The sequence below is a fragment of the Paracoccus zhejiangensis genome (assembly GCF_002847445.1).
Taxonomy (GTDB): Bacteria; Pseudomonadota; Alphaproteobacteria; order Rhodobacterales; family Rhodobacteraceae; genus Paracoccus; species Paracoccus zhejiangensis.
Map to the genome: position 1 here is coordinate 632,736 of NZ_CP025430.1, position 16,357 is coordinate 649,092.

18 protein-coding genes and 1 pseudogene are annotated in these 16,357 nt (G+C 65.8%); 12 read left to right on the forward strand and 7 right to left on the reverse strand.

The annotated features are described in order from the left end of the window. Positions 1-72: 72 nt before the first annotated feature. The 3 genes from CX676_RS03200 to CX676_RS03210 all read left to right on the forward strand — a co-directional run bounded on the left by CX676_RS03200 (position 73) and on the right by CX676_RS03210 (position 3,072). Positions 73-1,020 (forward strand): GAF domain-containing protein, encoded by a 948-nt coding sequence (locus CX676_RS03200; RefSeq protein WP_101751327.1) that lies wholly within the window; start codon positions 73-75, stop codon positions 1,018-1,020. A gap of 140 nt (positions 1,021-1,160) precedes the next feature. Further along, positions 1,161-2,687, forward strand: coding sequence for an aldehyde dehydrogenase (gene adh, locus CX676_RS03205; protein WP_101751328.1), 1,527 nt, complete (start codon positions 1,161-1,163; stop codon positions 2,685-2,687). A gap of 55 nt (positions 2,688-2,742) precedes the next feature. Then, positions 2,743-3,072: a DUF779 domain-containing protein gene (locus CX676_RS03210; RefSeq protein ID WP_101751329.1), complete on the forward strand. Its 330-nt coding sequence runs from the start codon at positions 2,743-2,745 to the stop codon at positions 3,070-3,072. 7 nt (positions 3,073-3,079) lie between these two features. On the opposite strand, the pseudogene CX676_RS03215 reads toward CX676_RS03210, so the two are convergent. Next, positions 3,080-3,946, reverse strand: a pseudogene (locus CX676_RS03215) (LysR family transcriptional regulator ArgP). A gap of 96 nt (positions 3,947-4,042) precedes the next feature. Between CX676_RS03215 and CX676_RS03220 the strand changes: the two are divergent. Together CX676_RS03220 and CX676_RS03225 are read left to right on the forward strand one after the other, a co-directional pair. Beyond that, the gene (locus CX676_RS03220; protein ID WP_101754113.1) at positions 4,043-4,642 is read left to right on the forward strand and encodes a LysE/ArgO family amino acid transporter; all 600 of its coding nucleotides are present in this window, start codon (positions 4,043-4,045) and stop codon (positions 4,640-4,642) included. 62 nt (positions 4,643-4,704) lie between these two features. After that, complete coding sequence (locus CX676_RS03225) at positions 4,705-5,616, forward strand: DMT family transporter (protein WP_232816689.1); 912 nt, start codon at positions 4,705-4,707, stop codon at positions 5,614-5,616. 4 nt (positions 5,617-5,620) lie between these two features. On the opposite strand, the gene CX676_RS03230 is transcribed toward CX676_RS03225, so the two are convergent. The 3 genes from CX676_RS03230 to puuE form a co-directional block, all read right to left on the reverse strand. Then, on the reverse strand, positions 5,621-6,097 hold the full coding sequence (locus CX676_RS03230; RefSeq protein WP_101751330.1) for a hypothetical protein: 477 nt from the start codon (positions 6,095-6,097) through the stop codon (positions 5,621-5,623). An 86-nt stretch (positions 6,098-6,183) separates the two neighbouring features. Then, entirely contained in the window at positions 6,184-7,026 is an 843-nt protein-coding gene (locus CX676_RS03235; protein WP_198590270.1) for a bifunctional allantoicase/(S)-ureidoglycine aminohydrolase, read from the reverse strand. Beyond that, positions 7,023-8,429 carry an allantoinase PuuE gene (gene puuE / locus CX676_RS03240; protein WP_101751331.1) on the reverse strand — a complete coding sequence of 469 codons (1,407 nt, stop codon included), beginning with the start codon at positions 8,427-8,429 and terminating at the stop codon, positions 7,023-7,025. The genes CX676_RS03235 and puuE overlap by 4 nt, the downstream gene beginning before the upstream one ends. A 341-nt stretch (positions 8,430-8,770) precedes the next feature. Between puuE and rpsA the strand changes: the two genes are divergently transcribed. Then, entirely contained in the window at positions 8,771-10,450 is a 1,680-nt protein-coding gene (gene rpsA / locus CX676_RS03245; protein ID WP_101751332.1) for a 30S ribosomal protein S1, read from the forward strand. 86 nt (positions 10,451-10,536) lie between these two features. Here rpsA and CX676_RS03250 read toward each other — a convergent pair whose 3' ends face one another. From CX676_RS03250 to CX676_RS03260, 3 genes are read right to left on the reverse strand one after another with little or no spacing between them, the layout of a single operon-like run. Next, positions 10,537-11,142, reverse strand: coding sequence for a DNA-3-methyladenine glycosylase I (locus CX676_RS03250; protein ID WP_101751333.1), 606 nt, complete (start codon positions 11,140-11,142; stop codon positions 10,537-10,539). Further along, positions 11,139-11,432: a YciI family protein gene (locus CX676_RS03255; protein ID WP_101751334.1), complete on the reverse strand. Its 294-nt coding sequence runs from the start codon at positions 11,430-11,432 to the stop codon at positions 11,139-11,141. Before CX676_RS03255 ends, CX676_RS03250 begins: the two co-directional genes overlap by 4 nt. A 13-nt stretch (positions 11,433-11,445) precedes the next feature. Then, complete coding sequence (locus tag CX676_RS03260; protein WP_101751335.1) at positions 11,446-12,027, reverse strand: TetR/AcrR family transcriptional regulator; 582 nt, start codon at positions 12,025-12,027, stop codon at positions 11,446-11,448. Positions 12,028-12,338: 311 nt separating this feature from the next. On the opposite strand from CX676_RS03260, the gene ihfB reads away from it, so the two are divergent. The 6 genes from ihfB to CX676_RS03290 all read left to right on the forward strand — a co-directional run bounded on the left by ihfB (position 12,339) and on the right by CX676_RS03290 (position 16,331). Then, on the forward strand, positions 12,339-12,623 hold the full coding sequence (gene ihfB / locus CX676_RS03265) for an integration host factor subunit beta (protein ID WP_101751336.1): 285 nt from the start codon (positions 12,339-12,341) through the stop codon (positions 12,621-12,623). A 57-nt stretch (positions 12,624-12,680) separates the two neighbouring features. Then, positions 12,681-13,124 (forward strand): LapA family protein, encoded by a 444-nt coding sequence (locus CX676_RS03270; protein ID WP_101751337.1) that lies wholly within the window; start codon positions 12,681-12,683, stop codon positions 13,122-13,124. Beyond that, positions 13,125-13,757: a phosphoribosylanthranilate isomerase gene (locus CX676_RS03275; RefSeq protein ID WP_101751338.1), complete on the forward strand. Its 633-nt coding sequence runs from the start codon at positions 13,125-13,127 to the stop codon at positions 13,755-13,757. Positions 13,758-13,813: 56 nt separating this feature from the next. After that, positions 13,814-14,206 carry a GNAT family N-acetyltransferase gene (locus CX676_RS03280; protein WP_198590321.1) on the forward strand — a complete coding sequence of 131 codons (393 nt, stop codon included), beginning with the start codon at positions 13,814-13,816 and terminating at the stop codon, positions 14,204-14,206. A 49-nt stretch (positions 14,207-14,255) separates the two neighbouring features. Next, positions 14,256-15,482 (forward strand): tryptophan synthase subunit beta, encoded by a 1,227-nt coding sequence (gene trpB / locus CX676_RS03285; protein ID WP_101751340.1) that lies wholly within the window; start codon positions 14,256-14,258, stop codon positions 15,480-15,482. 123 nt (positions 15,483-15,605) lie between these two features. Beyond that, on the forward strand, positions 15,606-16,331 hold the full coding sequence (locus CX676_RS03290; protein WP_157935834.1) for a hypothetical protein: 726 nt from the start codon (positions 15,606-15,608) through the stop codon (positions 16,329-16,331). Positions 16,332-16,357: the final 26 nt, after the last annotated feature.

The window sequence follows — 16,357 nt, forward strand, 5'->3', positions numbered from 1 at the left end:
GGGTGCGGCGCATTGCGCCTCGCCCCGGCGCGCCCGCATTTGCTATGGTTTCTCCGGGGAGGAACCATCCGGATGCGCAAATCCCATGCCGATTTCGTGGCCGAGCAGTCGCAATCCGCCAGCGCGGCTTCGGCTCTGGTCAGCTCTTGGCGCCGCTCGCTGGTGAAATACGGGCTCGACCCGGCGGCGACGCGGCTGCCGGCGCGGGTGCTGGGATCGGAACTGGCCGGGCGGCGCGAGGCGATGGACCTGTTGATGCATGTCGCCCATCCGCAGCTCGATCAGCTGTTCGACCTGGTGGGCCTGTCGGGCTGCAACGTTCTGCTGACCGATGCCGAGGGGCTGGTGCTGGCGCAGCGGGTGCGCGACGGCGATGCGGCGCAATTCGCCGATTGGGGCCTCAGCGAGGGCTTTGACTGGTCCGAGGCGGCGCAGGGCACCAATGGCATCGGCACCTGTCTGGCCGAGGGGCGCGCGCTGACCATCACCCGCGACGAGCATTTCCACACCCGCAACACCGCCATGTCCTGCATGGATGCACCGATCTGGGGCCCGGACGGGCGGCTGATCGCGGCGCTGGATGTCAGTTCGGTCCGCCCGGTGCAGGCTGATGATTACAACCGGCTGATCGCGGCGCAGGTGGGGCAGGCGGCGGCCTCGATCGAGGCGCTGCTGTTCCGCGCCAGTTTCCCCTCGGCCCGCATCGTGCTGGCCAGCGAAGACCGGCTTGGCGGCGCGGCTTTGATCGCGGTCGACGAGGATGACCTGACCATCGGCGCCACCCGCGCCGCCCGCAAGCTGCTGGGCCTGCCGCGCGAGGGCGAGATCCGGCCGCGCCCGGCCTCGGATGTGCTGCAGCGCGACGAGGGGATGCGGGGTTTCGACAAGGGCGAGCGCGCGGCCATCGCGCGGGCCTTGGCGCGGGCCGATGGCAATGCCTCGGCGGCGGCGCGGGCACTGGGGATCGGGCGGGCGACGCTTTATCGGCGGATGGCCAAACTGGGCTTCGAGCAGAAATAAGCGGGCGACTGTCTCACCCGTGAGACAGTCGCCCGGTCTCGCCCAAGCCCCCCCGATTGTGCGAATCCGCCGCTCTGGCACCTTCCTCCCATCACCGGCTTCAGCCTGCCGGCGGAATCCTGAGGAGGAGATTTTCAACAATGGCGAACGATCAATCACCGCATTTCCAAGGCGCGACCGCGATTCCCTTTGCCCCGCGCTACGACAACTTCATCGGCGGCAAATGGGTCGCCCCGCGTGACGGGCGCTATTTCACCAACACCACCCCGATCACCGGCGGCGGCGTGGGCGAGATCGCCCGCTCGGGCGCGGCCGATATCGAGCTGGCGCTGGACGCCGCCCATGCCGCCAAGGACAAATGGGGCGCGGCCTCGACCACCGAGCGGTCGAACCTGCTGCTGAAGATCGCCGACCGCATGGAGGCCAATCTCGAGCGTCTGGCGATTGCCGAGACCTGGGATAATGGCAAGCCGATCCGCGAGACCATGGCCGCCGATGTGCCGCTGGCGATCGACCATTTCCGCTATTTCGCCGGCGTCCTGCGCGCGCAGGAGGGCGGCATTTCCGAGATCGACCACGACACCATCGCCTATCACTTCCACGAGCCGCTTGGCGTCGTCGGACAGATCATCCCGTGGAACTTCCCGCTGCTCATGGCCGCATGGAAGCTGGCCCCGGCACTGGCCGCCGGCAATTGCGTGGTGATGAAGCCGGCCGAGCAGACCCCGGCCAGCATTCTGGTGTTCATGGATGTGATCGCGGATATCCTGCCGCCGGGCGTGCTGAACATCGTGAACGGTTTCGGCCTCGAGGCCGGCAAGCCCTTGGCCTCGAACCCGCGCATCTCGAAGATCGCCTTTACCGGCGAGACGACGACCGGCCGGCTGATCATGCAATACGCCTCGGAAAACCTGATCCCAGTGACGCTGGAACTGGGCGGCAAGTCGCCCAACATCTTCTTTGACGATGTGGCGCGCGAGGATGACGATTTCTTCGACAAGGCGCTGGAAGGCTTCACCATGTTCGCGCTGAACCAGGGCGAGGTCTGCACCTGCCCGTCGCGCGCGCTGATCCAGGAATCGATCTATGACCGCTTCATGGAGCGCGCCATCAAGCGCGTCGAGGCGATCCGCCAGGGCGATCCGCGCGCGCTGGAGACGATGATCGGGGCGCAGGCTTCGGGCGAGCAGAAGGAAAAGATCCTTTCCTATATCGACATCGGCCAGAAAGAGGGTGCCGAACTGCTGACCGGGGGTGCCGCCGCCGATCACGGGGGCGAGCTCAGCAGCGGCTACTACGTCCAGCCGACCGTCTTCCGTGGCAACAACAAGATGCGCATCTTCCAGGAAGAGATCTTCGGCCCGGTGCTGTCGGTCACGACCTTCAAGACCAAGGAAGAGGCGCTCGAGATCGCCAATGACACGCTCTACGGTCTGGGTGCGGGCGTCTGGTCGCGCGATGTGAACACCTGCTACCGCTTTGGCCGCGCCATTCAGGCGGGTCGGGTCTGGACGAACTGCTACCACGCCTATCCGGCCCATGCGGCCTTCGGCGGCTACAAGCAGTCCGGCATCGGGCGCGAGAACCACAAGATGATGCTCGACCACTATCAGCAGACCAAGAACATGCTGGTCAGCTATAGCCCGAAGAAGCTGGGCTTCTTCTGAGCAACTGAAATGGATGGGGGCCACGCGGCCCCCATTCCAGTTTGGGAGGATTGCCATGTCCACAGTCACCGCGACGCCCGCCGCGCTGGATCTGCTGGCCGAGATCGTCGCCGATCATGGCCCGGTGATGTTCCACCAGTCGGGCGGCTGCTGCGACGGGTCTTCGCCGATGTGCTATGCGGAGGGCGAGTTCCGCCTGTCCGAGCGCGACGTGAAGATCGGCGAGATCGGCGGCGCGCCCTTCTATATCTCCGCGAGCCAGCACGAGGCGTGGAAGCATACCGATCTGATCATCGACGTGGTGGTCGGACGCGGCGGGATGTTCAGCCTCGACAATGGCCGCGAGCGGCGGTTCCTGACCCGCTCGGAGATCTGCAGCCTCTGAGGGGGCGTCAGCCCCGTGCCAAAGCCTTGGCTGCCGCGTCCCGGATCGCACGGGTCAGCGGCTTCAGCGCCGTTGCGGTTATCCGCGCGACCTGCCAGTGCAGGGCGATGTCGAGCGCGGTGCCGGGGATCAACGGAACAAGCCGCCCCGCTGCCAGGTCATCCCCGATCAGCACATCCGGGTTCATCCCCCAGCCCATCCCCAACCGGGTCGCCGCTGCAAAAGCCTCGGCAGAGGGGATCAGATGCGTGGGCGGGCTGACCCGCCGTCCCGTCACCTGCATGAGCCAGCGCGATTGCAGCGCGTCCTTGGTATTGAAGGTCAGAAGCGGCGCCTGCGCCAGTGCCTCGGGCGTCACCCCATCGGCGAAATGTCGGGCGATGAAATCGGGGCTGGCCACCGCCTGTTAGCGCATCGCGCCAAGCGACAGGCTGTCGCAGCCGGGCAGGGGGCCGGGCTGGGCGGTGATGGCGGCGGCGACCTGACCGGCGCGCAACCATTGATCGGCATGGTCCTGGTCGTCGATGACCAGGTCCAGCAGACCCGGCGCCGCCGCCAGCGCCGGCATGGCCCAGCTGGCAAGGCTGTCGGCATTTACCGCCACCCGGATCACCGGCAAGGCGCCGGTGACGTCCTCGCCCAGTTCCGATTCCAAGAGCCGCACCCGGTCGAAATGCGCGATCAGCCGCGCGCCCGCCTCGGTCGCCACCGGCGGCGGGCCGCGATGGACCAGCACCGCGCCCATGCGATCCTCGAGCCCGCGGATGCGCTGCGAGATGGCCGATTGCGTGACGCCAAGCGCCGAGGCCGCGCCCTCGAACGAGCCGCGACGGATGACCTGGGCAAGCGCGGCAAGGGCTGGGTAGTCGAGCATGGGATAATAAGTCTGGCTAATGCTGATGCAGATGAATGAATTTCACTTATGGCGCACGGCATGGCAAGAGGCTTTGCAAGCAAAGGAAAGACCGCCATGCACGCCTATCTCACCGGATTTGCCACCGGATTGTCACTGATCGTCGCCATCGGGGCGCAGAATGCCTTCGTGCTGAAACAGGGCCTGCTGCGGCAGCATGTCTTCGCCGTCTGCCTGTTCTGCGCCGCGTCGGATGCGGCCCTGATCGCGCTTGGCGTCAGCGGCATGGGGAAGATCGCCGAACTGGCGCCCTGGGCGATGGTGGCGATGAAATACGGCGGCGCGGCCTTCCTGATCTGGTATGGCGCGCGGGCCTTTCTGGCGGCCTCGCGCGGGGGCGAGGCGTTGCAGGCGCGGGCCAATGGTGCGGGTGCGGGGCTGGTCGCGACGCTGGCGACCATCGCCATGCTGACTTGGGCCAATCCGCATGTCTACCTGGATACCGTGTTCCTCTTGGGCGCGGTCTCGGCCAAGTTCACCCAGAAAACCGCCTTTGCCGCCGGAGCCATCACCGGCTCCTTCGCCTTCTTCTTCGCGCTTGGTTATGGCGCAAGGCTGCTGGCCCCGGTTTTCGCCCGGCCGCGCTCGTGGCAGGTGCTGGAATTCGCCATCGGCTGCATCATGTGGGCCATCGCCGCCAAGCTGCTGTTGGGGTAGAAGGCCACGCCGGCACCCATGCGATCCTGCTTGCGCCCGAACTGGAATGCGTTCATTTGCAGATGATGCAACTCGACACGAGCACAAGGCAAGACCTGCAGGGCATCGGCTGGATGCTGCTGACCGGGCTGTGCTTTGTCGCGGTGAACGGCATCGTGCGCGGGCTCGAAGGCGCGCTGCCCGCCCCGCAGGCGGCCTTCATCCGCTTTCTCTTCGGGCTGGCCTTCCTGCTGCCGGTGATCGTGCCGACGTTGAAGCAGGGCTTTCCGGCCGATGTCTGGCGGCTGTTCCTCTTGCGCGGCGCGTTGCATGTCGCGGCGGTGATCGCCTGGTTCTATGCCATGTCGCGGATCACCGTGGCCGAGGTGACGGCCATCGGCTTTCTCAATCCCATCATGGTGACCATCGGCGCGGCGCTGATCTTTGGCGAGAAGCTGGCCGTCCGCCGCATCCTTGCCATCGCGGTCGCGCTGATCGGCGCGCTGGTGGTGCTGCGCCCGGGCCTGAGGCCCATGGATCCCGGCCACCTGTCGCAGGTGGCGGCGGCGGTCTGTTTCGGCCTCTCCTATCTCATCGCCAAGCAACTGGCCGAGCGGGTGCCGGCAACCGTGGTGGTGGCGATGATGTCGCTGACCGTCTCGATCGGGCTGGCGCCGCTGGCGCTGATGGACTGGGTGCCGCCGACACTGGAGCAGATCGCTTGGCTCGGTCTGGTCGCGGTCTTTGCCACCGCCGGGCATTACACCATGACCCGCGCCTTCGCCGCCGCACCGCTGACCGTGACCCAGCCCGTCACCTTCCTGCAACTGGTCTGGGCCAGCCTTCTGGGCGTCTTCGTCTTCGGCGAGCCGGTGGATGCCTGGGTCCTGCTGGGCGGGGCGATGATGATCGGGGCGATCAGCTATATCACCTGGCGCGAGGCGCGGGTGCGGGCGAGCACCGTCACCCCGCCGGTGAACGCCACCAAGGCGTGAGGCCTTACTCCGTGCAGACCCCCATGGCGCTGGCGAAGGGCTGGTCGCTGACCGCCATCTCGCCCGCGTCGATCTGGATCGGGCGGAAGGGCGGCATGTCCTGGTTCGCGGGCTGCACCTGGGTAAGGCGGTAGCAGCCGGTATAGACCGTTTCCGTGCCATCTGTCGCGGTGGCCCGCAACGCCACCGGAACCGAGGAATGGATGCTGCCTGCCGCGCCCTCGGACTGGACCTCGCCGACGCGCAGCTTGACGCTGTCGGTCCCGGCATAGCCATCGCGGAACCCCGGATAGTCGGGCGCATCGTCGGGATCGTAATAGCTCCAGGCGCGCAGGTATTCGTGGCGATGGATGGCATTGTAGAACGAGATCACCACGCTTTCCGGCGAGGAGCGATCGTCCATGAAGACATTGGGCTCTGTCTCGGCCAGCGTCGGGCCACTGAGGGCGGCGAGGATCAGGGCGGGCAGGATGCGGGGCATGGATACTCCTTACGCGGGCAAAACCAGATGCCGCCAACCTGATGGGCCGGCGGCAAAGGTTCAATGCACAGCTGCGGGAGGATGCCCTACCGGTTCGGCCAGAGCGTCGCGTGCCGGTTCACGTCCTTGTAGAGCAGATAGCGGAACGGCCCCGGACCGCCGGCATAGCAGGCCTGCGGGCAGAAGGCGCGCAGCCACATGAAATCGCCGGGGCCGACCTCGACCCAGTCGCGGTTCAGGCGATAGACCGCCTTGCCTTCCAGCACGAACAGCCCGTGTTCCATCACATGGGTCTCGGCAAAGGGGATGCTGCCGCCGGGCTGCAGGGTGACGATGGTGACATGCATGTCATGGCGCAGGTCGGTCGGATCGACGAATCGGGTCGTAGCCCATGCGCCGTTGGTGTCGGGCATGGCGTTGGGGGTGACGTCCTGTTCCTGCGTCACGATCACGTCGGGCTTGCCGATGCCCGGCGCCGGCTGCCAGCGCTTGCGCCACCAGTGAAAGCCGGTCTTGCCATCCGTCGCATTGCGCACCGACCATGCGGTTCCGGCGGGGATATAGGCATAGCCGCCCGGCGTCAGGACATGATCCTTGCCGTCAATGGTAGCGCGCAATTCGCCATCGGTGACGAACAGCACATGCTGCACCTCGGGATCACCATCGGGCGCATCGCTGCCGCCGCCCGGCGCCAGTTCGACGATGTACTGGCTGAAGGTCTCGGCGAAACCGCTGAGCGGCCGGGCGATCATCCACATCCGCATCCCGTCCCAGCCCGGCAGGTAGCTGGTGACGATGTCGCGCATGGTGGAACGCGGGATGACGGCATAGGCCTCGGTAAAGACGGCGGTGTCGGTGGTCAGGTCGGTCTGCGGCGGCAGGCCGGCGATCGGGCCGGTATAGGTGCGGGTCGGGGGGGTGATGGTCATTTCAGGGCCTCGTGCAGGCGAAGTTCGGCGATGCGCATGACCTGACGTTCGGCCTCGGCGCGTTCGGTGGCGGTGTCGTTGTCGACCCGGCGGGCCATGGCGCGCTGGATGCCAGCCTTGTCATGGTCGCGCACGGCGATGATGAAGGGGAAACCGTGCTTGGCGGTATAGGCGTCGTTCAGCCGGGTGAATTCGGCCTTTTCTTCGTCGGTCAGCGCGTCCAGACCGGCGCTGGCCTGCTCGGACGTGCTTTCGGCGGTCAGCCGCTTTGCTGCCGCCAGCTTGCCGGCGAGGTCGGGGTGGGCGATCAGCACGCCAAGCCGTTCCTCGTCGCTGGCGCTGCGGAAAACCTGCGCCATGCGGGCGGCAAGACCCTCGGCGCTGTCATGAACCGCGCCCATCTCGCCCTCCCAGACCCGTTCCGCGATGAAGGGCGAATGCTCGTAGATGCCGCCGAAGCGTTGAACGAAGGTCTCGCGATCCAGTTCCGAGGGGCGCTGGCGCGGCTGCCAGGGATGTTCGCGCGCCCAGTGACGGGCGATGTCGAGGCGCGAGGCGAACCAGACGCCTTCATGGGCGCGGGCATGGTCCAGAAACTGCTGGATCGCCTTGGCCCGGCCCGGACGCCCGGCCAGACGGCAATGCAGCCCGATCGACATCATCTTCGGCGCCCCCGCCGCGCCCTCGGCATAGAGCACGTCGAAACTGTCGCGCAGATAGTCGAAGAACTCGACCCCGGTGCCGAAGCCCTGACCCGAGGAGAAGCGCATGTCATTGGCGTCCATCGTATAGGGCACCATCAGCTGCGGCTTGCCCTTGTGGACATGCCAATAGGGCAGATCGTCGGCGATGGTGTCGGCCAGGTATTCGAACCCGCCTTCCTCGCAGCCAAGCGCCACCGTGTTCATCGAGGTGCGGCCCTGGTAGAAGCCGCGCGGCCGCTCGCCCGTCACCTCGGTATGGATGCGGATTGCCTCGGCGATATGCTCGGCCTCCACCTCGGCGGGGATGTTACGATAGTCGATCCATTTCAGCCCGTGAGTGGCGATCTCCCATCCCGCGGCCTGCATCGCCTCGACCTGCCCGGGGCTGCGCTTCAACGCATGGGCGACGCCGTAGACGGTGACAGGAATGTCCTTCAGCATCCGATGCAGCCGCCAGAAGCCGGCGCGGGCACCGTAGTCATAGATCGATTCCATGTTCCAATGCCGCTGGCCGGGCCAGGGCTGAGCGCCGATGATCTCGGACAGGAAGGCCTCCGAGGCCGCGTCGCCATGCTCGATGCTGTTCTCGCCGCCCTCTTCGTAATTGACGACGATCTGCACGGCGATCCGCGCGCCGCCCGGCCATTTCGGATCGGGGGTCTGTTCGCCATATCCTCGCAGGTCGCGGCTGTAGCGCATGGGGCGGGCTCCTTGCTGATGTCTGCCAGAAGAAAGCCGTGCCGGGCAGGGTATTGCAATCCCGCCAATCCGGAATTCAGTATCAATGAAACGGAGAGGATGGGGCCGCGAAACCTGCGATTTCTGCATGTTTTCGGGCAAAGCACGGGCGATCCGGCCTTGCGTGGCGGGCTTTCGGGGGTTATATCGCGCCCAAGTCAAACGGGCGACATGGTCACAACAGACCGCTGAAACTTGGGTCGGGCAGATTGCCGCGACCCTTTGTCATTCCCGGGAGACGCCAAAGACCGGCGGAGCCAACCGCATGGCCAGACACAACATTGTAAAGGAAACGGATACACATGGCTGAAAAAGCGACCATGGAAGACTTCGAGGCGATGCTCAATGAGAGCCTCGACATGGACACGCCCGACGAGGGCAGCGTTGTCAAGGGCAAGGTCATCGCCATCGAGGCGGGCCAGGCCATCATCGATGTCGGCTACAAGATGGAAGGCCGCGTCGATCTGAAAGAATTCGCAAATCCCGGCGAAGAAGCCAGCATCAAGGTTGGCGACGAAGTCGAGGTCTACTTGGACCGCGTGGAAAATGCCCGCGGCGAAGCCTCGATCTCGCGCGAGAAAGCTCGCCGCGAGGAAGCCTGGGATCGTCTGGAAAAAGCCTATGCCGATGAAGAGCGCGTCGAAGGCGCCATCTTCGGTCGCGTCAAGGGCGGCTTCACCGTCGATCTGGGCGGTGCCGTGGCCTTCCTGCCCGGCTCGCAGGTCGATGTCCGCCCGGTGCGCGATGCCGGCCCGCTGATGGGTCTGAAGCAGCCGTTCCAGATCCTGAAGATGGACCGTCGCCGCGGCAATATCGTCGTGTCGCGCCGCGCCATCCTGGAAGAGAGCCGCGCCGAGCAGCGCGCCGAAGTCATCGCCAACCTGACCGAAGGTCAGACGGTCGACGGCGTGGTCAAGAACATCACCGAATACGGCGCCTTCGTCGATCTGGGCGGTGTTGACGGCCTGCTGCACGTCACCGACATGGCCTGGCGCCGCGTCAACCACCCGTCCGAGATCCTGTCGATCGGCGAGACCGTCAAGGTCCAGGTCGTCAAGATCAACAAGGACAGCCACCGCATCAGCCTCGGCATGAAGCAGCTGCAGGCCGATCCGTGGGATACCGTGATCGAGAAATTCCCGATCGGTTCGGTGCATTCGGGTCGCGTGACCAACATCACCGATTACGGCGCGTTCGTTGAACTGGCCGCCGGTGTCGAGGGCCTGGTCCACGTTTCGGAAATGAGCTGGACCAAGAAGAACGTCCATCCGGGCAAGATCGTCTCGACCTCGCAAGAGGTTGACGTGATGGTTCTGGAAATCGACGAAGCCAAGCGCCGCGTGTCGCTGGGTCTGAAGCAGACGCAGCGCAACCCGTGGGAAGTCTTCGCCGAGACCCACCCGGCCGGCACCCAGATCGAAGGCGAAGTGAAGTCGATCACCGAATTCGGCCTGTTCATCGGGCTCGAGGGCGACATCGACGGCATGGTTCACCTGTCGGACATCAGCTGGGATGCCCGTGGCGAAGACGCGATCCAGGACTTCCGCAAGGGCGACGTGGTGAAAGCCGTTGTCCAGGACGTGGATATCGACAAGGAACGCATCTCGCTGTCGATCAAGGCGCTGGAAAACGACAACATGGCCGAGGCCGTGGATGGCGTGAAACGCGGCACGATCGTCACCGCAGAAGTGACCTCGATCGAGGAAGGCGGGATCGAAGTGGAGTATAACGGCGTCAAGTCGTTCATCCGCCGCAGCGATCTGGCCCGTGACCGCCAGGACCAGCGCCCCGAGCGCTTCCAGGTCGGCGACAAGGTTGATGCCCGCGTGACCAATATCGACACCAAGACCCGCCGTCTGGGTCTGTCGATCAAGGCCCGCGAGATCGCCGAAGAGAAAGAGGCGATCGACCAGTATGGCAGCTCGGATTCGGGTGCCTCGCTGGGTGACATCCTCGGCGCCGCGCTGAACCGCAACAACTAAGCGGGCGGCGATACGCCACGAGACCTGGCCCCGTCCCTGCAGATCGCAGGGGCGGGGCCTTTCCTTTGCGGGGCGGTTGGGTTGGCTCAGCCGGGGCGGCGCAGGGCCTTTCGCGCCTCGTCGACCTCGGGCCTGATCGCGCAGTCGCTGGCGTGATCGTTGATCAGCCCCATCGCCTGCATGAAGGCGTAGATAGTGGTCGAGCCGACGAACTTCCATCCCCGCTTGCGCAGCTCCTTTGACAGCTTTTCGGAGGCTGGCGAGGTGGAGCGGCTTTGTGGCGCAGCCTCGTCGCCCTCCGGCTCGAACCTCCAGAGATAGGCCGCCAGCGATCCTTCGGTCTCGACCATGTCGCAGGCGCAGCGGGCATTGTTGATGACGGCCTCGATCTTGCCCCGGTGCCGGACAATGCCGGTATCCGCCATCAGTCGCGTCACATCGCCCTCGTCGAACAGCGCCACCTTGCGGAAGTCGAAGCCGGCGAAGGCCGCGCGGAAGTTCTCGCGCTTGGCGAGGATCGTGCGCCAGCTGAGGCCCGACTGGAAGCTTTCGAGGCACAGTTTCTCGAACAGCCTGATGTCGTCGACGACCGGAAAGCCCCATTCGCGGTCGTGATAGGCGAAGAACTCCGGCGCGGCTGCGCACCAGCGGCAGCGCGGGCGGCCGTCCGGGCCGGGGATGGTGCCGCTCATGCCGGCAGCTTCAGGAAATCCAGCGCGGGCACCGTGCGCTTCGGATCGATCTCGTAGGTCTCGGCGGTCACGATCCCCTCGGCAACGAAGGGATCGGCGGCGATCCGGGCATCGTGAGCGGCCCGGCTTTCGCCAGCGGCGAGGATCGCGCCTCCGGCATTGGGCGCGAGCGCGCCGACGCAGAGGAAGGCGGCATCGGCAAAGCCCTGGGCGATCCAGTCATTATGCGCCGCCATGAACGCAGGCGCCGCGGCGCGATTTTGGGCGAATTTCAGCAAGGTGACAAACATCGGCGCTCCTAGGTCACTGGGCGGGGGCGAGGTCGGTAAGGGTGGCGAGCCAGTGCTCGATGCCCTCGACCTCGCGGTGAATGATCGTCTCGTCACGCAGGGCCGATGCCATCACCGCCACGCCCTGCGACCAGACCAACAGGTGCAGCGCCAAGGCCTCGCTACGCTCGCCCGCGCCAAGAGCCCGGAACTGGCAGGCGAGCCAGTCGCGGAAGAGGCCGAAGATCTCGGCCGCGCGATCTTGCGCGGCGTGATCAAGCTTGGCGAGTTCCGAGGCCAGCGTGCCGACCGGGCAGCCAAAGGCCATGATCTTGGCGCGATTGGCGATCACGAGGCGGATGAAGGACAGGATGCGGGCGCGCGGGTCAATGGCTTCGGCCTGCCAGCCGTCCAGCAGGACGCGCGTCTTCTCGACGCGGCGGGTAATCACCGCATCAAGTATATCGTCCTTGGTCTTGAAATGGTGATAGAAATTCCCGCGCGAGATGCCGAGCGCCGCGGCGATCTCGGCGAAGGATGTCGCCTCGTATCCACCCTCGTAGAAGAGGGCATCCGCCTGTTCGACAATCAGTTCGCGCGTGGTGGGCGTTGGCATGTTAGGTCATCTGTCCTAGCTCACATCGATCTCTAGGACAGATGACCTAATTCGTCAATGCCCATGTCGGAACCGCAGGTCGCAGCAACCTCTGGCCCGCCTACGGCGCAATCGTGCCCCTCTGGCCGCGCGCCCGGACCCTGACCTTTGGAGGGCTCGCAAGCGACTTTCGCCCTCGGTCGGAAAAGATGGGCATATCAAACCGATGCAACCAAATGACTTGTCTTGCGTTGGGCGCTATACTCGTGCGAACGGTGGGCCAAGCACCGACCGTCCGTTCCCGTGGTCCAGGCTATTTGCAGGTATAGAACATGATCCGGTCAGAACTGATCCAGAAGATCGCCGAAGAGAACCCCCACCTGTTCCGCCGTGATGTCGAGAGGATCGTCAACACGGTGTTCGAAGAGATCGTCGATGCCATGGCGCGCGGCGACCGGGTCGAGCTGCGCGGCTTCGGCGCGTTTTCGGTCAAGCAGCGCGATGCCCGCACCGGCCGCAACCCGCGCACCGGCGACGCCGTCGATGTCGAGGAAAAGCATGTCCCCTTCTTCAAGACCGGCAAGCTGTTGCGTGACCGGTTGAACGGCGAGGCCTGATCGCCGTAGAAAGGCCGCGCGTGCCCGGGCCTTCCGGGCCGGAAGAAGGGATACCAGATGCGCTTTATCCGCCTGCTTTTCGTCGCCGTGCTGGCCATCGTGCTGATCGCCATAGCGCTCGCCAACCGCGAGATGGTGACTCTGACCGCCTTCCCGGCGAATTTCGGTCAATACCTGGGCGGCACATGGTCGATCAGCCTGCCGCTGTTCCTGGTGATCTTCCTGGCGATCCTGTTCGGCGTGGTGATCGGTCTAATCTGGGAATGGCTGCGCGAGGCGCATATCCGCCGCGAATCGCGCCAGCGCGCCAGCCAGGTCGCCCAGCTGGAACGCGAGGTCGGCCATCTGCGTGACCGCCACGCCGGCCCGCGCGACGAGGTTCTGGCCATTGTCGATCGTCCGCGCGCTGCCGGCGGCACCGGCACCGGCAATCCGCCGCGCCCGATCGCCTCGCCCTCGCCCGCGCCCGGAACCACGCTGCCGAGCCCCGGCGGACGCTGAATGGCCCAGGTCAAGATCTGCGGCCTCAGCCAGCCCGAGCATGTCGCGGCGGCGGTCGAGGCCGGCGCTCGCTACCTGGGCTTCGTGTTCTTCCCGAAATCGCCGCGCGCCGTCAGCCCTGACGAGGCCGCCCGGTTGATGGCGGACATCCCCGCCGGCATCGCCCGCGTCGGCCTCTTCGTCGATCCCGATGATGCGCTCTTGACCGGGACGCTGGCGGTCGCGCCGCTCGACATGATCCAGCTGCATGGCAAGGAAAGCCCCGCCCGGGTTGCCGAGATCAAGGCGCTGACCGGGCTGCCGGTGATGAAGGCCTTGGGCGTGGCCGGGCCCGGGGATCTGGATGCGCTCTGGGATTACGGACTTGTCGCCGACATGCTGCTGGTCGATGCCAAGGCGCCCAAGGATGCGGTGCTGCCCGGCGGCAATGGGCTGGCCTTCGACTGGCGACTGCTGACCGGGCGCAAATGGCTGAAGCCCTGGCTGCTGGCCGGCGGGCTGACCCCGGCCAACGTGGCCGAGGCGATCCGCCTGACCGGCGCCTCCGGGGTCGATGTCTCCTCGGGCGTCGAGACTGCGCCGGGCCAGAAGGACAGCGACCTGATCCGCGATTTCATCGCGGCTGCGTCGTGAGCCAGCCGGTGATCTGGCGCGAGGCCCGGCGCGAGGACGTGCCCGCCATCGTCGCCATGCTCAGCGATGACATGCTGGGCAAGTCGCGCGAAAGCAGCGACATGAGCCGCTACCTGACCGCCTTCGACGCCATGCGGGCCGAGGGCAGCAATACCATCATCGTCGGCGATGATGCGGGCCTGGTGATGGCCTGCTACCAGCTGACCTTCATCACCGGCCTGTCGCTGACCGCCGCCCGTCGCGCGCTGATGGAGGGGGTGCGCGTCGCCGCCAGCCATCGCGGGCAGGGGATCGGCGAGGCGATGATGCACGATGCCGAGGACCGCGCCCGCGCCGCCGGCTGCAGCCTGATCCAGTTCACCACCAACAAGGCCCGCACCGACGCGCACCGCTTCTATGACCGCATGGGCTTCACCCCGTCCCATATCGGCTATAAGAAGTCCCTCTAGGTTTCTTTCTCGTCCAAATATCCAAGTCCAGCACCGAAAAGGCAGCGCCATGGCCGATGATCTCGTGAACAGCTTCAAGAACGGCCCGGACGAGCAGGGGCGCTTTGGCATCTATGGCGGCCGCTTCGTCAGCGAGACGCTGATGCCGCTGATCCTTGACCTCGAGGCCGAGTACGAGCGCGCCAAGACCGATGCGAGCTTCTGGGCGCAGATGGACGATCTCTGGACCCACTACGTCGGCCGGCCCTCGCCGCTCTACCACGCCGAGCGCCTGTCGGACCATCTGGGCGGCGCCAAGATCTACATGAAGCGCGACGAGCTGAACCATACCGGCGCGCACAAGATCAACAATGTGCTGGGCCAGATCCTGTTGGCGATGCGCATGGGCAAGACCCGGATCATCGCCGAGACCGGGGCAGGGCAGCATGGCGTCGCAACGGCCACGGTCTGCGCCCGCTTCGGGCTGAAATGCGTGGTCTACATGGGCGCGCATGATGTCGAGCGGCAGGCGCCGAACGTGTTCCGCATGCGGCTGCTGGGTGCCGAAGTGGTGCCAGTCACCTCTGGTCGCGGCACGCTGAAGGACGCGATGAACGACGCGTTGCGCGACTGGGTCACGAACGTGCGCGACACCTTCTATTGCATCGGCACGGTGGCCGGTCCGCATCCCTATCCGGCCATGGTGCGCGATTTCCAGTCGATCATCGGCAAGGAGACCAGGGAACAGATCCTGTCGCGCGAAGGCCGTCTGCCCGACACGCTGGTCGCGGCCATTGGCGGTGGCTCGAATGCGATGGGGCTGTTCTATCCCTTCCTCGACGACAAATCCGTCCACATCATCGGCGTCGAGGCCGGCGGCAAGGGCGTCGATGACCGGATGCAGCATTGCGCTAGCCTGACCGGCGGCCGCGCCGGCGTGCTGCATGGCAACCGCACCTACTTGCTGCAGGACAGCGAGGGCCAGATCCTCGAGGGCCATTCGATCAGCGCCGGTCTCGACTATCCCGGCATCGGGCCGGAACATGCCTGGCTGAAAGACCAGATGCGCGCTGATTACGTCTCGATCACCGATGACGAGGCACTGGCGGCCTTCCAGCTTTGCTGCGCGACCGAAGGCATCATCCCGGCGCTGGAGCCCAGCCATGCGCTGGCCCATGTGGCGAAGATCGCCCCCGACCTGCCCAAGGACCACCTGATCGTGATGAACATGTGCGGGCGCGGCGACAAGGACATCTTCACCGTCGCCAAGCATCTCGGCGTCGACATCAAGACCTGAACGGCCGGTTAACCATTCTGACGTTTCCGTGAGGAGGCCGAACCCCCGTTGATCCGGGGCGTTCTCTTGCCAGCAACCTTACTGGAGGCATGAAGAATGCTGACGAAGCACATGAAATTGGCCATGATTCTGACGGCCGCGATGAGCACCAGCGCACTGGCGCAGACCGCGACCGAGGTCGAGACCCCCGATGGTCAGACCGTGGTCGTCCCCGGTGCCGCGGTCGAATCCGACGGCGTGTCGCCGATCGCCACCGTGGTCGAGTCAGATTACCCGGTGTTCAATCAGGACGCCAATGACGAGGCCATCGCCGAGACGCTGATCGCCCAGGGCTTCAGCGACATCTACATCCTGCGCGACGGCTCGCTGATGACCGTCACCGCGACCCGCGACGGCGATGACATCAAGCTGGTCTACAACCTCGTCGAGGGTCGCCTGATCGAGGTGAATGGCGAGCGTGTCCTGACCGAGGAAGAGCGCACGCTGGACCCGTCACCCGATGCCGAGCAGCCCACCGCGACCGAGGAAGCCCCCACGGAGCCCACTGACGAGGCGACCGAGGACGGGGCGACGGACGAGGCCACCGATGGCGCGACCGATGGTGCGACCGATGAGGGTGCCACCGACGGCGCGACGGATGGCGCGACCGATACCCCGGATGCCGACACCGGCACCGATTCTGGCACCGATGCTGGCGCCGGCACCGGCACGGATTCGGGGACCGATGGCGGCACCGATTCCGGCGCTGACTCGGGCGCTGACTCGGGCGCCGATTCCGGGTCGGATTCGGGCTCGGATGGCGGTTCGGACGGCACCGGCGGCTCGGACAGCGACGGGACCAACGGCTGATTTCAGCCTGCCCTGACCCAATGAAC